The sequence below is a fragment of the Micromonospora sp. NBRC 110009 genome (assembly GCF_030518795.1).
In the GTDB taxonomy this organism is placed as follows: Bacteria; Actinomycetota; Actinomycetes; order Mycobacteriales; family Micromonosporaceae; genus Micromonospora.
Genome location: NZ_CP130427.1, coordinates 5923018 through 5939578, shown reverse-complemented (window position 1 = coordinate 5939578; position 16561 = coordinate 5923018). Strand labels below are relative to the sequence as shown.

The following is a 16561-nucleotide window of genomic DNA, read 5'->3' as shown; positions in this document are numbered from 1 at the left end:
CGACGGTGCCGGTGCGGCCGGCGGGGAGGCGGTACGACGGTGGGCGTGGCAGCCGACAGGCGGACGGCCGGCCATCCCGGGGTGGGACGGGTCCTCGTGGTCATCCCGACCTACAACGAGGCCGACAACGTCAGCCGGATCGTCGCCCGGGTCCGCGAGGCGGCCCCGGCGGTGGACATCCTCGTCGCCGACGACAACAGCCCCGACGGCACCGGCGCGATCGCCGACGCCCTGGCCGGAAGCGACCCGCACGTGCACGTGCTGCACCGGCAGGGCAAGGAAGGGCTCGGTGCGGCGTATCTGGCCGGTTTCGCCTGGGCCCGGCAGCGCGGCTACGACGCCGTGGTGGAGATGGACGCCGACGGCTCGCACGCCCCGGAGGACCTGCCCGCGCTGCTGGACGCCGCCCAAAACGCCGACGTGGTGATCGGCTCCCGGTGGACCCGCGGCGCGCGGGTGGTGAACTGGCCGCTGCGGCGGCTGCTGCTGTCGCGCTGCGGCAACCTGTACGCGCGGCTGGCGCTGGGCATGCCGGTCTCCGACGCCACCGGCGGCTACCGGGTGTACCGGTCGACCGTGCTGGACGCCATCGACCTGGACTCGGTGCGCTCCCAGGGGTACGCGTTCCAGGTGGAGCTGTCCCGGTTGGCGCACCGCGCCGGGGTGCGCATGGTCGAGGTGCCGATCACCTTCGCCGAGCGGGAGCACGGTGACAGCAAGATGAGCCCGCTGATCGTGGCCGAGGCGCTGTGGCGGATCACCAGCTGGGGGCTGCGGGACCGGCGGGCCGCGGCGCGCCGACCGGACGCGCTGGCGCGGTGGCCGTGAGCGTCGGCGTGTCATGCTGGAGGGGCGTGATGACGCCCCTGGCTGATGAGGTGAGATGCGCCGAGGACTGAGGTTCGTACCACCGGCCCTGCTGCTGCTCGCGGTGCTGGAGTTGACCGTGTTCGTCCTGGTGGGCCGGGGCCTCGGTTTCGGCGCCGCGGTGCTGCTGGTGTTCGCGGCGTCGCTGCTCGGCCTGGTGCTGCTACGTCGGGAGGGGATGCGGGCGTGGCGGGGCTTCCGCGCCGCCGTGGAGTCCCGGCAGCCGCCGGGGCGGCAGGTCACCGACGGGCTGGTCGGCCTGGTCGGGGCGCTGCTGCTGGCCCTTCCCGGCCTGGTCAGCGGCGCGGTGGGGCTGTTGTTGCTGGTGCCGCCGGTGCGGCGGCTGGCCCGCGGCGGGGTGCAGCGGGTCGCCGAGCGCCGGGTGTCGTCGATGGTCGCCGGTGACCTGTTCGGCCCGCGCCGGGTGCGGGTCCACCGGGGCGAGTCGCCGCCACCGCCGGCGCCGGGCCCGCCGCAGCCGCCGCCCGCCGAGCCGGGACCGGCCATCGAGGGGGAGATCATCGAGCCGGGCCGGCCCTGAACCACCCCGTACGTGACGAAACGCCCCCCGGGTGATCCCGGGGGGCGTTTCGGTCGTTCGGTGCGCTCAGGCGCGGCCGCGCCGGGTGCGGACCTCCTGGAGCCGCTCGGCGAGGATGTCCTCCAGCTCGGCGATCGAGCGCCGCTCCAGCAGCATGTCCCAGTGGGTACGCGGCGGCTTGGCCTTCTTCTGCTCCGGCTCGTTGCCGTCGACCAGCCGGGCGACGCTGCCGTCGAACTTGCACTCCCAGGTCGTCGGGACCTCGGCGTCGACGGCGAACGGCACCTCGAACTGGTGGCCCTTGGCGCAGAGGTACTCGCGGGTCTGACGCGGCGCGAGCTCCGTGTTGCGGTCGGATTCGTAGCTGACCGCGCCCAGGCGGCTTCCGCGCAGCATGCGCTCGCCCATGATCGACTTCCCCTCGCTCGTGGTGCTGGTCTTCTCGGTGTAACGGCCCGTCTCCGCCGGGACATTCCCGCCCACGCCGACACGTCCGCGCGGATCGGAACCCTGCAAGGGTAACCGGCCATGACAGTTGCCCGGCGGGGTCGTCCCCGGCCGGGTCGAATCGGTGGAGTGTTTCGACTGTCAACGGGGATGTTAGCCGCCTCCACAGGTTCGGAGGTGACGATGACCAGTGACGCGCCGGTCGAGGCCCGGCCGCCCGGCGGGAAGACCTTCTTCGGTCATCCGCGCGCCCTGTCGACCCTGTTCCTCACCGAGATGTGGGAGCGGTTCAGCTTCTACGGCATGCGGGCCATCCTGGTGTTGTACCTGACCGCGGCGGTCGCCGACGAGGGGCTGGGCATCCGCGAGTCCACCGCCAACGCGGTCTACGGCACCTACAACGCGATGGTGTACCTGATGGCGCTGCCCGGCGGCTGGGTGGCCGACCGGCTGCTCGGGGCCCGCCGCAGCGTGCTGTGGGGTGGCGTGGTCATCGCCGCCGGCCACTACGTGATGGCCGTGCCGGTGCGGTGGAGCGTGTTCGTCGGCATGACGCTGATCGTGCTCGGCACCGGCCTGCTCAAACCGAACATCTCGACCATGGTCGGCGACCTGTACGACCGGGACTCCCCGCGCCGCGACGCCGGCTTCTCGATCTTCTACATGGGCATCAACCTGGGCGCGTTCATCGCCCCGCTGATCACCGGCTTCCTCGGCGAGAAGATCAACTGGCATCTGGGCTTCGGCGCCGCAGCAATCGGCATGACCTTCGGTGTGCTCCAGTACGTGCTGGGCCGGCGCAACCTGGGCGACGCGGGCGCCCGGCCGGCGGACCCGCTGCTCGGGGCGGACCGGCGGCGGGCGCTGACCCGGATCGCTGTGGTCACCGTGGTGGTGCTGGTGGTGCTGGCCGTGCTCGCCCTGCTCGGGCTGTTCACCGTCAACACCGTGGTGAACCTGCTCACCGCGGTCACCGTACTGGTCACCATCGGCTACTTCGCCCGGATCCTGACCGACCGGGAGATCAGCGCCACCGAACGCAGCCGGATGAAGGCGTACCTGTGGTTGTTCGTGTTCGCCGCCGCGTTCTGGCTGATCTACGACCAGGCCGGGTCGGTGCTGAACATCTTCGCCGCCGACAAGACCGACCGGAACGTGGCCGGGTTCACCTTCCCGGCGTCCTGGCTCCAGTCGGTGAACCCGATCCTGATCATCATCGGCGCGCCGCTGGCCGCCTGGTTGTGGCTGAGGCTCGGGCACCGGGTGTCGACGCCGATGAAGTTCGCCGTCGGTCTGGTCCTCAACGGCCTGTCGTTCGTGCTGATGGCCGCCGCCGCGCAGGCCGCCGTCGGGGGCGGGCTGGTCTCGCCGTGGTGGCTGGTGGCGGTGTACGCGATCCAGGTCGCCGGTGAGCTGGCGCTGAGCCCGGTGGGCCTGTCGGCCACCACGAAGCTGGCCCCGGTCAAGTACGCCAGCCAGATGCTGGGCCTGTGGTTCCTCGCCACCGCCGTCGGTGACGCGATCGGTGGCCAGGTGGCCCGGCTGGCCGAGACCTGGTCCGAGCCGACGTACTTCCTGACCTTCGGGCTGGCCTCGGTGGTGCTGGGCGTGGCAGCGGTGATGTTCGCCCGGCAGATTCGGCACCTGATGGCCGGCATCCACTGACCGGCCGGGTGATCAGGCCGCCGGGGTGTGCGGCAAGGGCAGGGGCAGGCCGGGCAGCCCGTCGATGCTGGCCGCCACGTGCTCCTTGCCGGCGAAGTACGCGCTCAGCGAGGTGTCGTCCTCCCGGGCGAACCGCCGGCCGTGCAGGTCCCGGTCGGCCTGGTAGGTCATCAGCGGGACCGCGTAGCCGCAGGTGTCGCGGATCAGTTCGGCCCGGACCAGGATGATCGCCCGCAGCCCGTGGACGCTCGGGTCGATGTCGGGGAAGCGGCGCAGCAGCTGCGTCCACCGGGGATCGTCGCGGAACACCGGCTCGCCTCGCCCGTGCACCCGCACGATGTTCGGCGGGCCGGAGAAGGCGCACCACATCAGCGTGATGCGGCCGTTCTCCCGCAGGTGCGCGACCGTCTCGGCGTTGCTGCCGGCGAAGTCCAGGTAGGCCACCGTGTGCTCGTCCAGCACCGCGAAGGAGCCGCGCAGGCCCTTGGGGGAGAGGTTGATGGTGCCGTCGCCGGCGAGCGGGGCGGTGGCGGTGAAGAACATCGGCTGCGCCTCGATGAAGGTGCGCAGCCGGCCGTCGATGCGTTCGTACGTCTTTCCCACGCCCCGATCATCCACGTCGGGGCGGCCGCGCCGCTGCCTCGTCCCAGCCCGTGGCGGCTCAGCCGAGCCGCTCGCGCAGCCAGTCGCCGAGCGCGGTCCGGGCCTCCCCGGCGATGCCGTGGCCGATCGGGTCCCGCCGCGCCGCGGCCGCCGCGCCGGACTCGCCGCACAGGTAGGCCCAGGTGCGGTCCAGCAGCTCGCGGGGGATGACGGTGTCGTGCTCGCCCTGCGCCACGAACACCGGCACCCCGGCCAGCCGGCCGGGTGTGGTGGGCACGCCGGCCTCGAAGGGCAGGGTGCCGTAGAGGATCGCCGCGCCGGCGTACCGGGCCGGGTCGTCGAGCAGCAGGCCGCCGGCGAACGCCGCACCGCCGCTGAACCCGACCAGCACCACCGGGCGGCCCGCCGGGGCGACCGCGTCGAGCCAGCCGGTGAACCAGTCCATCGTGGCGCGCAGCGACCCGGCGACCGGCCGGCCGATGCCCCGGTTGGCGAACCACGCGTACCCGCCGCCCTCGGCGATCGGCGCGCGGACCGCCGCGTACGCCGGGCCGGCCGGCAGGTGGTCGGCGAGGGTGAGGATCTCCCGCTCGTGCGAGCCGCGGCCGTGCAGCAGGACGACCAGGGGGGCCGCCGGGTCGGTGTGGCCGGCGGTGACCACCACCGGCGAGGAAAACTGGTTGAGCATTCAACCAGGATAGCGCGGGCGGTCAGCCGGCCCGGCTGCCGAGCCGCGCCAGGGCACTGGCCAGGTCGCTGACCTGGTCGGCGAGCTGCCCGGCGCGCCGTTGGGCCGCGTCGCGGTCGGCCTCGGCGGCGGCCAGCCGGGCCGCCAGCTCGGCCAGCCGGGCGTCGGCGGCGCCGGCGGCCTCCCGCGCCACCGCCAGGTCCGCGGCCAGGGCGTCGCGCTCGCCGGTGCGGGTGGCGAGCTCCGCGCGGACCGCCGCGGCCGCCTGGTCGGCCTCTGCCCGGGCGGCCGCCGCCCGATCCCGGGCGCTCTCCGCGTCCCGGCGGGCCAGCCGCGCCTCGTCGGCCTCCGCCCGGGCCCGCGCGGCCGCGTTGCCGGCGGCCTCGGCGGCGGCCCGCGACCGGTCCGCCTCGGCCCGCAGCCGCTCGGCGCGCTCCACCGCCTCGGCGGCCGAGCGGGTGGCCCGCTCGGCGTCGGCGCGGGCGCCGTCCCGCTCGGCGGTCAGGTCGCTGACCCGGCGCCGCTCACCCTCCAGCTCCGCCCCCACGGCACGCAGTTCGTGGCGGGCGGCGTCCCGGTCCCGCTCGGCCTGCACCCGCAGCGCCTGCGCCGCGCTGGCCGCCCCGCGCGCCTCGTCGCGGGCCGCCTCGGCGTGCCGTGCCCGGTCGCCGGCGCGGGCGGCCTCCGCCTCGGCCCGGTCGCCGCGCTCCCGCGCGGTGTCCCGCTCGGCCTGCGCGGTCCGGGCCTCCTGGCGGGCCCGGGCGGCGGTCGCCGCGGCGTCCTCGGCGTCCCGGCGGGCCTCGTCCCGTTCGGTGTGCGCGGCCGCCACCTGGGCGGCCGCCTCGGCGCGGACCTGCGCGAGCTGCCGCTCCACGCCGCCCGGGGAGAGCTCGGCGTGCAGCGCCTCGGTGAGCGTCTCCACGATCTGGTCGAGCCGGTCCACCGCCTCCCAGGTGCGGGCCACCTGACCGGGCAGGCCGGGGGCGGTGCGGTGGCGCATCCGGGAGTTGCGCGACGCCCGCTGGCAGGCGCCGTCGTTGTCCCGGCAGTACCGGAAGGGACGGCCGGCGCCGGCGCGTTGCGGCACCTCGCGTCCGCAGTGGGCGCAGGGACGGGTGTCGGGGGCGGGCTGGGCGTCCATCGGGGCCGAAGTCTAGTGGCCGACCCCGGTGGCGGCGCCGCGGCGGGCGCACCGGCGGCATGGTCCTGGGCGACCCGGCGGTAGGGTGCCCGGCATGCCCCTGTCGCCGTACGTGGCCCGCATGCGCCGGCACATCGGATCCGAGCTGCTCCTGCTCTACGGGGTGAGCGCGGTGGTGACCGACGACGCCGGGCGGGTGCTGCTGGCCCGCCGGGGCGACAACGGCCGCTGGTCCGTGCCGGCCGGCATGGTCGACCCCGGCGAGCAGCCGGCGGACGCGCTGCTGCGCGAGGTCCACGAGGAAACCGGCGTCAAGGTCGAGATCGAGCGGCTCGGCGGGGTGGCCACCCACCCGGTCGTCTACCCCAACGGCGACGTCTGCGAATACCTAAACGTCTGGTTCCGCTGCCGGGCCGTCGGCGGAGCCGCCACCCCCGACGGCGACGAGTCCCTCGCGGTGGGCTGGTTCGACCCCGACGAGCTGCCCGAACTGGACGACTGGTCCCGGCTGCGGATCTGCACCGCCCTGCGCGAGGAGCCCACCGCCTGGTACGCCGCTGCGGGCGAGCGCCACCCCGCGCTGCGCCAGCCCGACAGCCTCTGACGTCGGCCCGGCGGACCCTCCTGGCGCGTACCGGTCAGGGGGTGGCGACGGCGGCGCGGGAGCGGTCGGCGGCGATGCGGAGCGCGAGGCCGGCCAGCACGCTGCCCATCACGTACCGCTGCACCTTCGCCCAGGTCGGCCGCCGGGTCAGGAACGACGACACCGCGCCGGCGGTCAGCACGATCAGCGCGTTCACGGTCAGCGCGATGCAGATCTGGGTCAGCCCCAGCAGCAGGCTCTGCACCGCCACGTGCCCGCGCGCCGGGTCGACGAACTGCGGCAGCAGCGACACGTAGAGGATGGCGATCTTCGGGTTCAGCAGGTTCGTCACCAGGCCCATGGTGAACAGCCGCCGGGGGCGGTCCGGCGGCAGCGGTGCCGGGGTGAACGCCGACGTGCCGCCCGGGCGCAGCGTCCGCCACGCCAGCCACAGCAGATACGCCGCCCCGCCCAGCTTCACCGCCACGTACAGCGGGGGCACCAGCACGAACACGGTGGCGATCCCGGCGACCGCCGCGGCCAGGTAGACCAGGAAGCCGACGGCCACCCCGAGCAGTGAGACCAGCCCGGCCCGCCGGCCCTGGGTGACCGACCGGGACACCAGGTAGACCATGTTCGGGCCGGGCGTGAGCACCAGTCCCAGCGCGACCAGCCCGATGCCCACCAACGCGCCGATAGTGACCATGACGCCCCCGTCCTCGCAAGTCCTGCTGCGACCTTACGCCCGGATGATCACGGCCCGCCGCCGCGGACCGAGGTATCCGGCGCGCCCGCCCCGAGCGCCGCCCCCACGGACCGGAGTGCCCGGGCGAGAATGCGGGGATGCCCATCGTCCTGCGCGCCCCGGCCACGTCGGCCACTCCCGAACTCGTGCTGCGACCCTGGCGCGACGACGACATCGACGCCGTGCTGGCGGCCTACCGGGATCCGGTGCTGCGCCAGTGGACCAGGTTCCCGGTGACCACCCGGTCCGAGGCCCGCGCGTTCCTGCGCCGCAGCCGGCAGGGCTGGGCGGCCGACCGCCGGTTCAGCTTCGCGGTGCTGGAGCCGGCCGCCGACGGGCAGCGGCTGGTGGCGAACGTGGTGCTCAAGGAGGTCACCCCCGGCCGGCCGTCCGCCGAGGTGGGCTACTGGACGGCCGCGCCCGCCCGTGGGCGCGGCGTCGCGCCGCGCGCGGTCGACGCGGTCAGCGCCTGGGCGTTCGCCCGCTTCGCCGCCGCCGGGCTCACCCACCTCGAGCTGATGCACCAGATCGACAACCCGGCCTCCTGCCGGGTGGCGGAGAAGAGCGGGTACGCGTTCCAGGATTTGCTGCCCGCCCGGCCGCCGTTCCCGCGGGACGGCCACCGCCACGTCCGCCGCCGACCCTGACGGCGCCCGCTGGCCCATTGTCCGGTGTTGTCTGGCCGCCCGCTCACCAGCCGGCGAGGAACACCAGCGCCGCCGCGACCAGCCCCACCTCGACCAGGGCGACGAAGAGGCGGTCGCTGATCCGGCCGACGATCCGCCGGCCCACCCACGCGCCGGCCAGGGTGGCCGGGGTCAGCGCCACCCCGAGCAGGATCACCTGCCGGCCGAGCAGGCCGGCGGCGGCGTACCCGGCGGTCTTCGACAGGTGCAGGGTGAGCGCGGCGGCCGCCTCGGTGCCCACGTACGCGGCCCGGGTCAGCCCGTACGCCAGGAAGAACGGCGCCGTGAGCGGGCCGACCGACCCGAGCAGCGCCGACCCGAGACCCGAGGCCGCGCCGACCGCCACGAAGGTGCGCTCGCCGGGGCGACCCGGCCGCCGGCCGAGGCGCCGCCAGGCCACCACGGCGAGCAGGAACACCCCGAGCAGCCGCTTCAACGCGGCCAGCGGAGCGTGAGCCAGCAGCAGCGCGCCGGCCACCGCGAAGGGCACCGCCCCGACGGCGAACCGGCCCGCGAGCGGCCAGCGCAGCTCGCGCCGGTTCAGCCAGACCCGGGCGGCGTTGCTGGACAGTTGGGTGAGGGTGAGCACCGGCACCGCGACCCGCAGCCCGAACAGGGCGGTGAACACCGGCAGCAGCAGCACACCACCGCCGAAACCGGTCACCGCCGACAGCAGGGCCAGCAGGAACGCCGCCGCCGACGCGGCCAGCAGGGTGCCGAGCACCGGTCAGCGGTCGACCGGTTCGGCGCCGGCCGGGGCAGCGTCGTCCCGTGCCGGGCCGAGCAGGCGCAGCAGCAGCCGCGGCTCGCCCGGCCAGGCGTCGAGCAGCACCTGCCGGGGCACCTGCCGGCCGGCGTACCGCAGTGCGAGGGCCACCACGACGATGTCGTCGAGCGGGCCGATGACCGGCAGGAACTCGGGGATCAGGTCGATCGGGCTGGCCAGCCACAGCCCGGCGATCACGATGGCGACCTTCGCCCGGCGCGGCACCCGGGGGTCCTTGCGCAGCCGCCGCACGGTGGTCAGGCAGTCCGGGATGAACGCCGCCAGGTCCCGCAGGATGCCCGGCGGGAGCCGCCGGGCCAGCAGCACCAGCAGCGCCCAGCTCGCCAGCAGGCAGGCCACCGCGACACCGAGACCGATCAGCCAGTCGCGCACAACCCTGGTCCCTCCCGCACGGCACGGGCCGCCGCCGGCCCACCAGGAATGTACGCCGCGCCGGCCCCGACCGCGCGGCGGGGAATGCGCCGCGCCCGACGAGCGCTGACCCCGGTCGGAACCGGCGGATACGGTAGGCGCGGGAGGTGACGGCGTGACGACTGGTTGGGAGGCCGCGGTCGAGGCGCAGATCCGCTCGGCCCAGGAGCGGGGCGAGTTCGACAACCTGCCCGGCGCCGGCAAACCGATCCCCGGACGGGACCTGCCGTACGACGAGTCGTGGTGGATCAAGAGCTTCCTGGAGCGCGAGAAGCTGCCCAGCGACCTCCTGCTGCCCACGCCGCTGCAACTGCGCCGCCGCGTGGAACGGCTCCCCGACGAGGTGCGCGACCTGCCGACCGAGCAGTCGGTGCGGGCCTACGTGGCCGACCTGAACAGGCAGATCGTGGACTGGCTGCGGACCCCGACCGGGCCCCGGGTGGTGGTCCGCCCGGTCAACGCCGACGACACCGTACGCCGGTGGCGGGCCGACCGGGAGCGGGCGGCGGCACCGGCCGCCGCGGCGCCCGACGACGCCCCCGCCGCGCCGGCGGTCAAGCGGCGGCGGTGGCGGCTGCCCTGGCGACGCCGCTGACCCGCCGGACCGCTCCTCACCAGGGCAGTGGGCCCTGCGCGTCGAAGTAGCCTCCGGTCGGGCCGTCCGGGCTCAGCTGCGCCATCCGGACGATGATCTCGGCGCCCTGTTCGACGCTCTGCGTGCCGGTGCGCCCGTTCAGGTCCGTCGCGGTGAAGCCCGGCTCCACCGCGTTGACCCGGAAGCCGGGCAACGCCTTGGCGTACTGCACGGTGACCATGTTCAGCGCCGCCTTGGAGGCCGGATAGGCGACCCCCGGGTACGCGTACGCCGGGGTGCCGGGGTCGGTGACCCGGGCCATCGAGGCCAGGCCGCTGCTCACGTTGACCACGACCGGGGCGGCGGAGCGCCGCAGGAGGGGCAGGAACGCGTGCGTGACGCGCACCGCGCCGAAGACGTTCGTCTCGAACAGCGTGCGCATGTCGTCGGCGGTCACCTCGGCGGCGCCAACCACCCCGTTCCCCCCGGTCCGGCCTTCGATGCCGGCGTTGTTGACCAGCACGTCCAGTCCGCCTTCGGCCTCGACGGTCTTGACCGCTGCCGCGACGGACGCGTCGTCGGTGACGTCGATGAGCAGCAGGCGTGCGCCCAGCCGGTCGGCGGCCTGCCGGCCGCGCTCGGCGTCCCGGCTGCCGAGGTAGACGGTGTGGCCCGCGGCGATGAGCCGGCGGGCGGTCTCGAAGCCGAGACCCTTGTTCGCTCCGGTGATCAGTGTTGTCGTCATGGCTCCACGTTCCGCCCGCCCCGGGCGGTCAGCCAGGCGTCCGGTCTTCCTGGGACCGCGGGTACCAGGCAGGCGGGTGGCCGGCGCGGCAGACTGGTGGCATGGCCACGGGGGAGTTCGGGCAGGCGGTGCGCCGCTGGCGTGACCGGGTCCCGCCCGAGGCCGCCGGGCTGCCCGCCGGCGGGCAGCGACGGGCGCCCGGCCTGCGCCGGGAGGAGCTGGCCCTGCTGGCCGGGATCTCCGTCGACTACCTCACCCGCCTGGAGCAGGGCCGGGCGGCCAACCCGTCGGCGCAGGTCGTCGAGGCGCTGGCCCGGGCGCTGCGGTTGGCGCGCATGGAGCGCGCGCACCTGTACCGGCTGGCCGGGCTCGCGCCGCCCGGCCCGGACGCGATCCCCGCGGACGTCACCCCCAGCGTCCAGCGGCTGCTGGACCGGCTGACCGGGACACCCGTCGCGGTCTACGACGCGGCCTGGACGCTGCTGCTGGCCAATCCGCCCTACGCGGCCCTGATGGGTGATTCGTCCGGTTGGCGGGGCCACGAGCGCAACGGGGTGTGGCGGCATTTTCTCGGCCGCGGTTCCTCGCGGGTCCGGCACACGCCGGAATCGCTGCGCGGTTTCGAGGCGGCGCTCGTCGCCGACCTGCGCTCCGCCGTCGCCCGCTACCCGGCGGACCAGCGGCTGCGACGGCTCCTGGGGGAGCTGCGGGCGAACAGCGACCGGTTCGCCGAGCTGTGGGACTCCGGTGTCGTGGGGCGCCACGAGGCCGCCCGCAAGACCATCGACCATCCGCAGGTGGGCGCGCTGACCCTGGACTGCGATGTGCTGAGCGTGGCCGGCAGCGACCTGCGGATCATGGTCTACACGGCCGAGCCCGGCACCGAGGACGCCGACCGGCTCGCGCTGCTCACCGTCCTCGGCACCCAGACCCTGGTCTAGGTGAGCCGCCTGTCTCTTCTCGTTTGAGTTGGCGGCTTGCCGAACCAGCGGGCGAGGTGGTCGTCCAGGTCCTGCTGATCGTCGCCGATCCAGGCGACGTGGCCGTCGGGGCGTAGCAGGACGCACGGAACATCCAATACGGCAGTGGAATCCCCGAGGTAATCGACCCGGTCCGACCAGCCGCCGACGGTCAGGCGTTCGGTGCGGTCCAGCAGCAGGCCGCGGCCGCGATGCAGCAGACCGTAGAGGTGGCCCTGTTTCACGTCGATGTCGCGCAGGCGGCGGCCGAGCAGGTCGGGGCCAGCGCCGAAGTCGTAGCGGATGCCGATCGCGGTGATCTTCTCGATCAGATGGCGGTTCACCTCGTCGAAGTCCATCAGTTCGGTGAGCAGCCTACGCACGGCCTGCGGGCCCGGTTCGGTGGACAGCAGTTCCATCTGGGCGCGGGTGTTGTCCAGCACGTCCTCGGCGACAGGGTGACGTTCGGCCTGGTAGGTGTCCAGCAGTGTTTCCGGCGCCCAGCCGCGGATCTGTGCGGCCAGTTTCCAGCCGAGGTTGAATGCGTCCTGAACGCCCAGGTTGAGGCCCTGTCCGCCGATGGGCGGATGGATGTGTGCCGCGTCGCCGGCCAGCAGCACCCGCCCGACCCGATAACGTTCGGCTAGTCGTGTGGCATCGCCGAAGCGGGACAGCCAGCGCGGGGAGTGCACGCCGAAGTCGGTTCCGGCGATGGTGCGCAACTGTTGCTTGAAATCCTCGAGGGTGGGCGGTTCCGCACGATCGCTGACTCCCGCGGCGGGGACTATCACGCGATAGACCCCAACGCCTGCGGGCCTGAGGTCGAGTCGCTTGTCGGTCTCGCGGATTTCGACCATCTTGGCGGCGATCTCCTCCTGCGGCACACCCACTTCCAACTCGCCCATCAGCGTCTCGGTCCGCGAGGGCTCGCCGGGGAAGCCGACGCCGAGCAGTTTCCGCACCGTACTGCGCCCGCCGTCACAGCCGACGAGATAGCGCGAACGCAGCCGTTCCCCGTCGGCCAGCTCGACGGTCACACCATTGCCGTCCTGCTCGAAATCGGCCACCGCACAACCGCGCCGGACCTGCGCACCCAGTTCGATCGCATGCTCTTCGAGCAGGTGAACGATGACCGGCTGCGGGATGCCCAGCAGATAGGCGTGCGCGGAATCCAGGCCCTCGGGCGCGGGTTTGTTGATGGCGGCGAAGAAGCCGCCGGCCGGACGCTGCCTTCCGCGTTCGAGAATGCGCTCCAGCAGCCCGCGCATTGCCATCAGCTCGATACTGCGAACATGCAGACCGACTATGCGGACGAACGACACGGGCTCGGTTTCCTTCTCCAGGACGAGTACCCGCACATCGTGCAGCCGCAGTTCGGCGGCCAGCATCACACCAGTCGGCCCGCACCCGGCAATGATCACGTCGAACATGAGGGGCGCACGATCGGCGCCGGAGGCCGGCGACGGAAGTCCGGGGATGTCGCGCTCGACCGGGTCGTTCGACGACGGCTCGGCGGTGAACTGCAGAGAGTGCATAGGTGTTGCCTTTCGGGAGTGCCTTGTTGGCGAGGCGCTCCCGGCGACACCTACGTCAATCGCCCGACCGTGATGGGAAGGGGGAGCACCCACATCGATACAGCGTTCATGGGTCTCACCTCCTCGGGCGGCGTCACGGGCAACTGCAAGCTACAAGCCTGAGCATCATCCCGTCCAGCCCTTTCCCCGCCACGTGATCACGGCTCCGAACGGGGTGCAGGGCGAATCCGGCGTCCGGCTATCGGCGGCCTTAGACGAGCCCCACCGGCCCGACGGATCAGAGCCAGTGAGACGGACTCGCCGACTCAGCTTGCGAAGCGACACCGGCCCGCCGTCACCTCATCCAGCCCCCCCGCTTGCCCGATTATCGGATTGCCTTTACTGGCAATCCGGTAATTACTCGCGACGAAAGGCGCATACCGGAACTACATCATAATGACAGTTATGGTGAGGGTGGCTGTCCTGGCTATCCGAACGTGAACACGTACGCCTCGGCGCCGGGCTCGTCGAACGTGATCTCCAGGGTCCGCTCGCGGACACCGTCGTGCTGGCGCACAAGCTGGTACAGGCGCCCGTCCCGGAGCAGGCCGTGCCCCGCATCGTCGACGTCTGCGCCGTGTGACCGGCCCGGCGCTTCGCCGTCGAGGCGCACCCGGAACGGGATCACCTCGCGCGTTCCGGGAGACAGCACGAGATGCGCGTCCCGCGCGTGGAACCGGAATGCGATGCTCCCGCCGGGCTGGTGGAGCACGACCTGCTCGGATCCGATGGTCCACTGCCCGGCGATGGCCCAGTGATTGAGCGGCAGGTGCTCGGGGAGCGCGTAGGCGCCGGCTTCGTCGAAGACGACACCCTGCGGTGACGCGAAGTGCTCGCTGCGTGAGTAGCCGAGGTAGGTCTCGGGCGTGCGCAGGTGATCCCAGTCAGCGTCGGCCTCGACCCCGCGCCCCTCGACGGCGACCGGCTCCCGCTCGACGTCGAGCAGCCGCTGGATGACCCGCTCCGACCGCTCGTAGCGCCCTTCGCCGAAGTGCTGGTCGCGGATGGCGCCGTCGGCGTCGACGAAGTAGAGCGCCGGCCAGTAGTGGTTGCCGAAGGCGCGCCAGACGGCGTAGTCGTTGTCGACGACGACCGGATAGTCGATCCCGCGCGCCGTGATCGCCTGCCGCACCTGGTCCACGTCGTGCTCGAAGGAGAACTCCGGCGTGTGGACGCCGACGACGATCAGCCCGTCGTTGCGGTAGGCCTGCGACCACGCCCGCACGTACGGCTCCTGGCGCAGCCAGTTGATGCAGGTCAGCGTCCAGAAGTTCACCAGGACGGGACGGCCGCGCAGCTCGATGGGGCCGAGTGGCGCGGAGTTGAGCCACTCGGTCGCCCCGTCGAGTGAGGGCATCTGCAGACGTTCGGTCAGGGTCATCTAGCGAAGCGCCTGGATCGTCGCCGGTTGCACGCCCTGTGGCTGATCCGGGGCGGTCTCCTTTTCGGGCCAGCGCGTGGCCGCGATGCGGGCCCGCAGTGCCTCGAGTTCCGAGTCGAGGACCTCGACCATGAAGGGTCGGATCTCGGCAACGGCCGGTCGCACTTCGGTCTTGACGGCCATGTGGGCCACCTTTCCGTTTCGGGGTCATCCGAGGTCGAGCGGGATTCCTGCCCTGCTGTGCATCGGGACCCCGGATGCGGCGTGGCGTGCAGCGCCTTCCGGCGCCGGCGTTGAGGCGAGTGATGCGAGGTCAGCGGCCTGGTCGCCGGCTGCCCGAGGGTAGAGCGGCCTTCCCCGGTGGCCCGGACGATACGAGCAATCCGGGCCGGGCCAACGCTGTTGTCAACGGGCGCTCTGCGTGCGGCGGGGAAGTTTCCAGTCCGGTCGGACGAAGTGGCAGGTGTAGCCCGCCGGATACTTCTCCAGGTAGTCCTGGTGTTCCGGCTCGGCCTCCCAGAAGGGGCCGGCCGGGCTGACCTCGGTGACCACCTTGCCCGGCCAGAGGCCGGAGGCGTCGACGTCGGCGATCGTGTCCTCCGCGACCTGCCGCTGCTGGTCGTCGCAGTAGAAGATGGCCGACCGGTAGCTGGCGCCCACATCGTTGCCCTGACGATTCTTCGTGGTCGGGTCGTGGACCTGGAAGAAGAACTCGAGAAGCTCCCGATAGGAGAGTCGGTCGGGATCGAAGACGATCTCGATGGCCTCGGCATGGGAACCGTGGTTCTCGTAGGTCGCGTTCGGCACGTCCCCGCCGGTGTAGCCGACCCTGCTGGTGAGCACCCCCTCCCGCTTGCGGATGAGGTCCTGCATCCCCCAGAAGCAGCCGCCGGCCAGGATCGCCTTCTCAGTCCTGTCACTCATCGCTTCTTCTCCCCGTCCGGGTGCTCGAGAATCGTGCGGTACTCGCCGTAGCCCTCGCGCTCGAGGTCGTCGCGCCGAACGAACCGCAGGGCGGCGGAGTTCATGCAGTAGCGCAACCCCCCGGTTTCCACCGGGCCGTCGTCGAACACATGGCCGAGGTGGCTGTCTCCGTGCGCCGACCGGACCTCGGTGCGGACGACGCCGAGGCTCTCGTCGGGGATCTCGACCACGTTCTTCCGTTCGATGGGCCGGGTGAAGGTAGGCCAGCCGGTGCCGCTGTCGTACTTGTTGACGGAGGCGAACAGCGGCTCACCGGAGACCACGTCGACGTAGATGCCGGGCTCCTTGTTGTCCCAGTAGGCGTTGTCGAAGGGTGCCTCCGTCTCGGCCTCCTGAGTGACCCGGTACTGCTCCGGGGACAGCCGGGAGACCGCCTCAGGGTTCTTCCGATACTCGTGTGACACGTTGTTCCCCTCGGATGGCTGGTCGGCACGAACGGCCGGATTCCACGGGCCCGCACACGGTCTCGCACGCGTACCCGGCCTGAGGTCGACTAACCGCCCTCCGGTGGCGCGGAGGAAAGTCCCGGTGAGCGGAAACGCGAGCCGCCCCCGCTTCGGGGGCGGCTCGCCATCCGGGGTCAGCGTTGCGTGCGATCCGGAATCTCGGTGCCGGACTCGCCGGGTTGCGCGCCGATCGCCTCCTCGGCGGCTCGACCGTCGGTGCTCTCGTCACCGAGCGTGAGACTGCTGCGGGGCAGCCCGGACAGCCCGGCCGGATCCCGGATGTCGCCCCGGCGACCGTCCGGGCCCTGTGTCCGGTCCGGAATCTCCGTGCCGGACTCGCCGGGCTGCGCGCCGATCGCCTCCTCGGCGGCCCGGCCGCCGGTGCTCTCGTCACCGAGCGTGAGACTGCTGCGGGGCAGCCTGGACAGCCCGGCCGGATCCTGCGTCGGCTGGTCCGGCCAGCCCGTCGCGGCGGCAGATCCGCCGGCGGACTCGCGGCGTCCGACGCCCCGGCCGTGGTAGACGCCCTCGGCGGTGCCCGGGTCACCGGGATCCGCCAGGCTGGTATCGATCGGCCGACCGTCCGGGTCGGCCAGACCCGCCCGGCGCAACATGTCGACCAGTTCGTCGTGCGGTACGCGCTCGGTGTCCGGTATGCCGGCACCGCGCGCGATGGACCGCAGGGTGGTCAGGTCCTGATCAGCGAAGGTCTCGGCCATGCGGTTGGCTTCCCG

At 73.0% G+C, this 16561-nt stretch carries 21 protein-coding genes; 7 read left to right on the top strand and 14 right to left on the bottom strand.

Annotated elements, in window-relative coordinates:
- The first annotated feature begins 39 nt into the window (after positions 1 to 39).
- Both Q2K19_RS28120 and Q2K19_RS28115 read left to right on the top strand, forming a co-directional pair.
- Complete coding sequence (locus tag Q2K19_RS28120; RefSeq protein WP_302765134.1) at positions 40 to 828, top strand: polyprenol monophosphomannose synthase; 789 nt, start codon at positions 40 to 42, stop codon at positions 826 to 828.
- Positions 829 to 883: 55 nt separating this feature from the next.
- Positions 884 to 1408 (top strand): FxsA family protein, encoded by a 525-nt coding sequence (locus Q2K19_RS28115; protein ID WP_302765133.1) that lies wholly within the window; start codon positions 884 to 886, stop codon positions 1406 to 1408.
- 66 nt (positions 1409 to 1474) lie between these two features.
- On the opposite strand, the gene Q2K19_RS28110 is transcribed toward Q2K19_RS28115, so the two are convergent.
- Positions 1475 to 1816, bottom strand: a complete 342-nt coding sequence (locus Q2K19_RS28110; RefSeq protein ID WP_007460094.1) for an RNA polymerase-binding protein RbpA — start codon at positions 1814 to 1816, stop codon at positions 1475 to 1477.
- A gap of 222 nt (positions 1817 to 2038) precedes the next feature.
- On the opposite strand from Q2K19_RS28110, the gene Q2K19_RS28105 reads away from it, so the two are divergent.
- The gene (locus tag Q2K19_RS28105) at positions 2039 to 3520 is read left to right on the top strand and encodes a peptide MFS transporter (RefSeq protein WP_302765132.1); all 1482 of its coding nucleotides are present in this window, start codon (positions 2039 to 2041) and stop codon (positions 3518 to 3520) included.
- A gap of 12 nt (positions 3521 to 3532) precedes the next feature.
- Here the strand turns inward: Q2K19_RS28105 and Q2K19_RS28100 are convergent, their stop codons facing one another.
- From Q2K19_RS28100 to Q2K19_RS28090, 3 genes are read right to left on the bottom strand one after another with little or no spacing between them, the layout of a single operon-like run.
- Complete coding sequence (locus tag Q2K19_RS28100) at positions 3533 to 4123, bottom strand: pyridoxamine 5'-phosphate oxidase family protein (RefSeq protein WP_302765131.1); 591 nt, start codon at positions 4121 to 4123, stop codon at positions 3533 to 3535.
- Between the two features lie 58 nt (positions 4124 to 4181).
- The gene (locus Q2K19_RS28095; RefSeq protein ID WP_302765130.1) at positions 4182 to 4811 is read right to left on the bottom strand and encodes an alpha/beta hydrolase; all 630 of its coding nucleotides are present in this window, start codon (positions 4809 to 4811) and stop codon (positions 4182 to 4184) included.
- A gap of 22 nt (positions 4812 to 4833) precedes the next feature.
- On the bottom strand, positions 4834 to 5952 hold the full coding sequence (locus Q2K19_RS28090; protein ID WP_302765129.1) for a coiled-coil domain-containing protein: 1119 nt from the start codon (positions 5950 to 5952) through the stop codon (positions 4834 to 4836).
- 94 nt (positions 5953 to 6046) lie between these two features.
- Here Q2K19_RS28090 and Q2K19_RS28085 point away from each other — a divergent pair, with 94 nt between their 5' ends.
- Positions 6047 to 6556 (top strand): NUDIX hydrolase, encoded by a 510-nt coding sequence (locus tag Q2K19_RS28085; protein ID WP_302765128.1) that lies wholly within the window; start codon positions 6047 to 6049, stop codon positions 6554 to 6556.
- A 34-nt stretch (positions 6557 to 6590) separates the two neighbouring features.
- Here the strand turns inward: Q2K19_RS28085 and Q2K19_RS28080 are convergent, their stop codons facing one another.
- Positions 6591 to 7241 carry a LysE family translocator gene (locus Q2K19_RS28080; RefSeq protein WP_302765127.1) on the bottom strand — a complete coding sequence of 217 codons (651 nt, stop codon included), beginning with the start codon at positions 7239 to 7241 and terminating at the stop codon, positions 6591 to 6593.
- Positions 7242 to 7378: 137 nt separating this feature from the next.
- On the opposite strand from Q2K19_RS28080, the gene Q2K19_RS28075 reads away from it, so the two are divergent.
- Complete coding sequence (locus tag Q2K19_RS28075; protein WP_302765126.1) at positions 7379 to 7927, top strand: GNAT family N-acetyltransferase; 549 nt, start codon at positions 7379 to 7381, stop codon at positions 7925 to 7927.
- A 43-nt stretch (positions 7928 to 7970) separates the two neighbouring features.
- On the opposite strand, the gene Q2K19_RS28070 is transcribed toward Q2K19_RS28075, so the two are convergent.
- On the bottom strand, positions 7971 to 8690 hold the full coding sequence (locus tag Q2K19_RS28070; protein ID WP_302765125.1) for a sulfite exporter TauE/SafE family protein: 720 nt from the start codon (positions 8688 to 8690) through the stop codon (positions 7971 to 7973).
- Between the two features lie 3 nt (positions 8691 to 8693).
- Entirely contained in the window at positions 8694 to 9125 is a 432-nt protein-coding gene (locus tag Q2K19_RS28065; protein ID WP_302765124.1) for a YkvA family protein, read from the bottom strand.
- 154 nt (positions 9126 to 9279) lie between these two features.
- Between Q2K19_RS28065 and Q2K19_RS28060 the strand changes: the two genes are divergently transcribed.
- Positions 9280 to 9759 carry a DnaJ family domain-containing protein gene (locus Q2K19_RS28060; protein WP_302765123.1) on the top strand — a complete coding sequence of 160 codons (480 nt, stop codon included), beginning with the start codon at positions 9280 to 9282 and terminating at the stop codon, positions 9757 to 9759.
- Positions 9760 to 9775: 16 nt separating this feature from the next.
- Here Q2K19_RS28060 and Q2K19_RS28055 read toward each other — a convergent pair whose 3' ends face one another.
- Complete coding sequence (locus tag Q2K19_RS28055; RefSeq protein WP_302765122.1) at positions 9776 to 10483, bottom strand: SDR family NAD(P)-dependent oxidoreductase; 708 nt, start codon at positions 10481 to 10483, stop codon at positions 9776 to 9778.
- Positions 10484 to 10584: 101 nt separating this feature from the next.
- Between Q2K19_RS28055 and Q2K19_RS28050 the strand changes: the two genes are divergently transcribed.
- The gene (locus tag Q2K19_RS28050) at positions 10585 to 11424 is read left to right on the top strand and encodes a helix-turn-helix domain-containing protein (protein ID WP_302765121.1); all 840 of its coding nucleotides are present in this window, start codon (positions 10585 to 10587) and stop codon (positions 11422 to 11424) included.
- Here the strand turns inward: Q2K19_RS28050 and rox are convergent.
- The 6 genes from rox to Q2K19_RS28020 form a co-directional block, all read right to left on the bottom strand.
- Positions 11421 to 12872 carry a rifampin monooxygenase gene (rox, locus tag Q2K19_RS28045; RefSeq protein WP_302772785.1) on the bottom strand — a complete coding sequence of 484 codons (1452 nt, stop codon included), beginning with the start codon at positions 12870 to 12872 and terminating at the stop codon, positions 11421 to 11423. The two genes, Q2K19_RS28050 and rox, sit on opposite strands and share 4 nt — an antisense overlap.
- 571 nt (positions 12873 to 13443) lie before the next feature.
- A complete protein-coding gene (locus Q2K19_RS28040; protein WP_302765120.1) occupies positions 13444 to 14373 on the bottom strand; it encodes a redoxin domain-containing protein in 930 nt (309 codons plus the stop codon).
- Between the two features lie 24 nt (positions 14374 to 14397).
- Positions 14398 to 14580 carry an epoxide hydrolase N-terminal domain-containing protein gene (locus Q2K19_RS28035; protein ID WP_302765119.1) on the bottom strand — a complete coding sequence of 61 codons (183 nt, stop codon included), beginning with the start codon at positions 14578 to 14580 and terminating at the stop codon, positions 14398 to 14400.
- 222 nt (positions 14581 to 14802) lie between these two features.
- Positions 14803 to 15321, bottom strand: coding sequence for a peptide-methionine (S)-S-oxide reductase MsrA (gene msrA / locus Q2K19_RS28030; protein ID WP_302765118.1), 519 nt, complete (start codon positions 15319 to 15321; stop codon positions 14803 to 14805).
- The gene (gene msrB, locus Q2K19_RS28025) at positions 15318 to 15785 is read right to left on the bottom strand and encodes a peptide-methionine (R)-S-oxide reductase MsrB (protein WP_302765117.1); all 468 of its coding nucleotides are present in this window, start codon (positions 15783 to 15785) and stop codon (positions 15318 to 15320) included. Before msrB ends, msrA begins: the two co-directional genes overlap by 4 nt.
- A 176-nt stretch (positions 15786 to 15961) precedes the next feature.
- Positions 15962 to 16546, bottom strand: a complete 585-nt coding sequence (locus Q2K19_RS28020) for a hypothetical protein (RefSeq protein ID WP_446839817.1) — start codon at positions 16544 to 16546, stop codon at positions 15962 to 15964.
- Positions 16547 to 16561: the final 15 nt, after the last annotated feature.

Bases quoted from the DNA above. Each gene is read 5' to 3' on its own strand.
- Q2K19_RS28080 (WP_302765127.1), bottom strand. From the start codon at position 7,241: ATGGTCACTATCGGCGCGTTGGTGGGCATCGGGCTGGTCGCGCTGGGA.
- Q2K19_RS28055 (WP_302765122.1), bottom strand. From the start codon at position 10,483: ATGACGACAACACTGATCACCGGAGCGAACAAGGGTCTCGGCTTCGAG.
- Q2K19_RS28090 (WP_302765129.1), bottom strand. From the start codon at position 5,952: ATGGACGCCCAGCCCGCCCCCGACACCCGTCCCTGCGCCCACTGCGGA.
- Q2K19_RS28040 (WP_302765120.1), bottom strand. From the start codon at position 14,373: ATGCCCTCACTCGACGGGGCGACCGAGTGGCTCAACTCCGCGCCACTC.
- Q2K19_RS28085 (WP_302765128.1), top strand. From the start codon at position 6,047: ATGCCCCTGTCGCCGTACGTGGCCCGCATGCGCCGGCACATCGGATCC.
- Q2K19_RS28115 (WP_302765133.1), top strand. From the start codon at position 884: ATGCGCCGAGGACTGAGGTTCGTACCACCGGCCCTGCTGCTGCTCGCG.
- Q2K19_RS28095 (WP_302765130.1), bottom strand. From the start codon at position 4,811: ATGCTCAACCAGTTTTCCTCGCCGGTGGTGGTCACCGCCGGCCACACC.
- Q2K19_RS28075 (WP_302765126.1), top strand. From the start codon at position 7,379: ATGCCCATCGTCCTGCGCGCCCCGGCCACGTCGGCCACTCCCGAACTC.
- rox (WP_302772785.1), bottom strand. From the start codon at position 12,872: ATGTTCGACGTGATCATTGCCGGGTGCGGGCCGACTGGTGTGATGCTG.
- msrA (WP_302765118.1), bottom strand. From the start codon at position 15,321: ATGAGTGACAGGACTGAGAAGGCGATCCTGGCCGGCGGCTGCTTCTGG.
- Q2K19_RS28035 (WP_302765119.1), bottom strand. From the start codon at position 14,580: ATGGCCGTCAAGACCGAAGTGCGACCGGCCGTTGCCGAGATCCGACCC.
- Q2K19_RS28020 (WP_446839817.1), bottom strand. From the start codon at position 16,546: ATGGCCGAGACCTTCGCTGATCAGGACCTGACCACCCTGCGGTCCATC.
- Q2K19_RS28050 (WP_302765121.1), top strand. From the start codon at position 10,585: ATGGCCACGGGGGAGTTCGGGCAGGCGGTGCGCCGCTGGCGTGACCGG.
- Q2K19_RS28110 (WP_007460094.1), bottom strand. From the start codon at position 1,816: ATGGGCGAGCGCATGCTGCGCGGAAGCCGCCTGGGCGCGGTCAGCTAC.
- Q2K19_RS28105 (WP_302765132.1), top strand. From the start codon at position 2,039: ATGACCAGTGACGCGCCGGTCGAGGCCCGGCCGCCCGGCGGGAAGACC.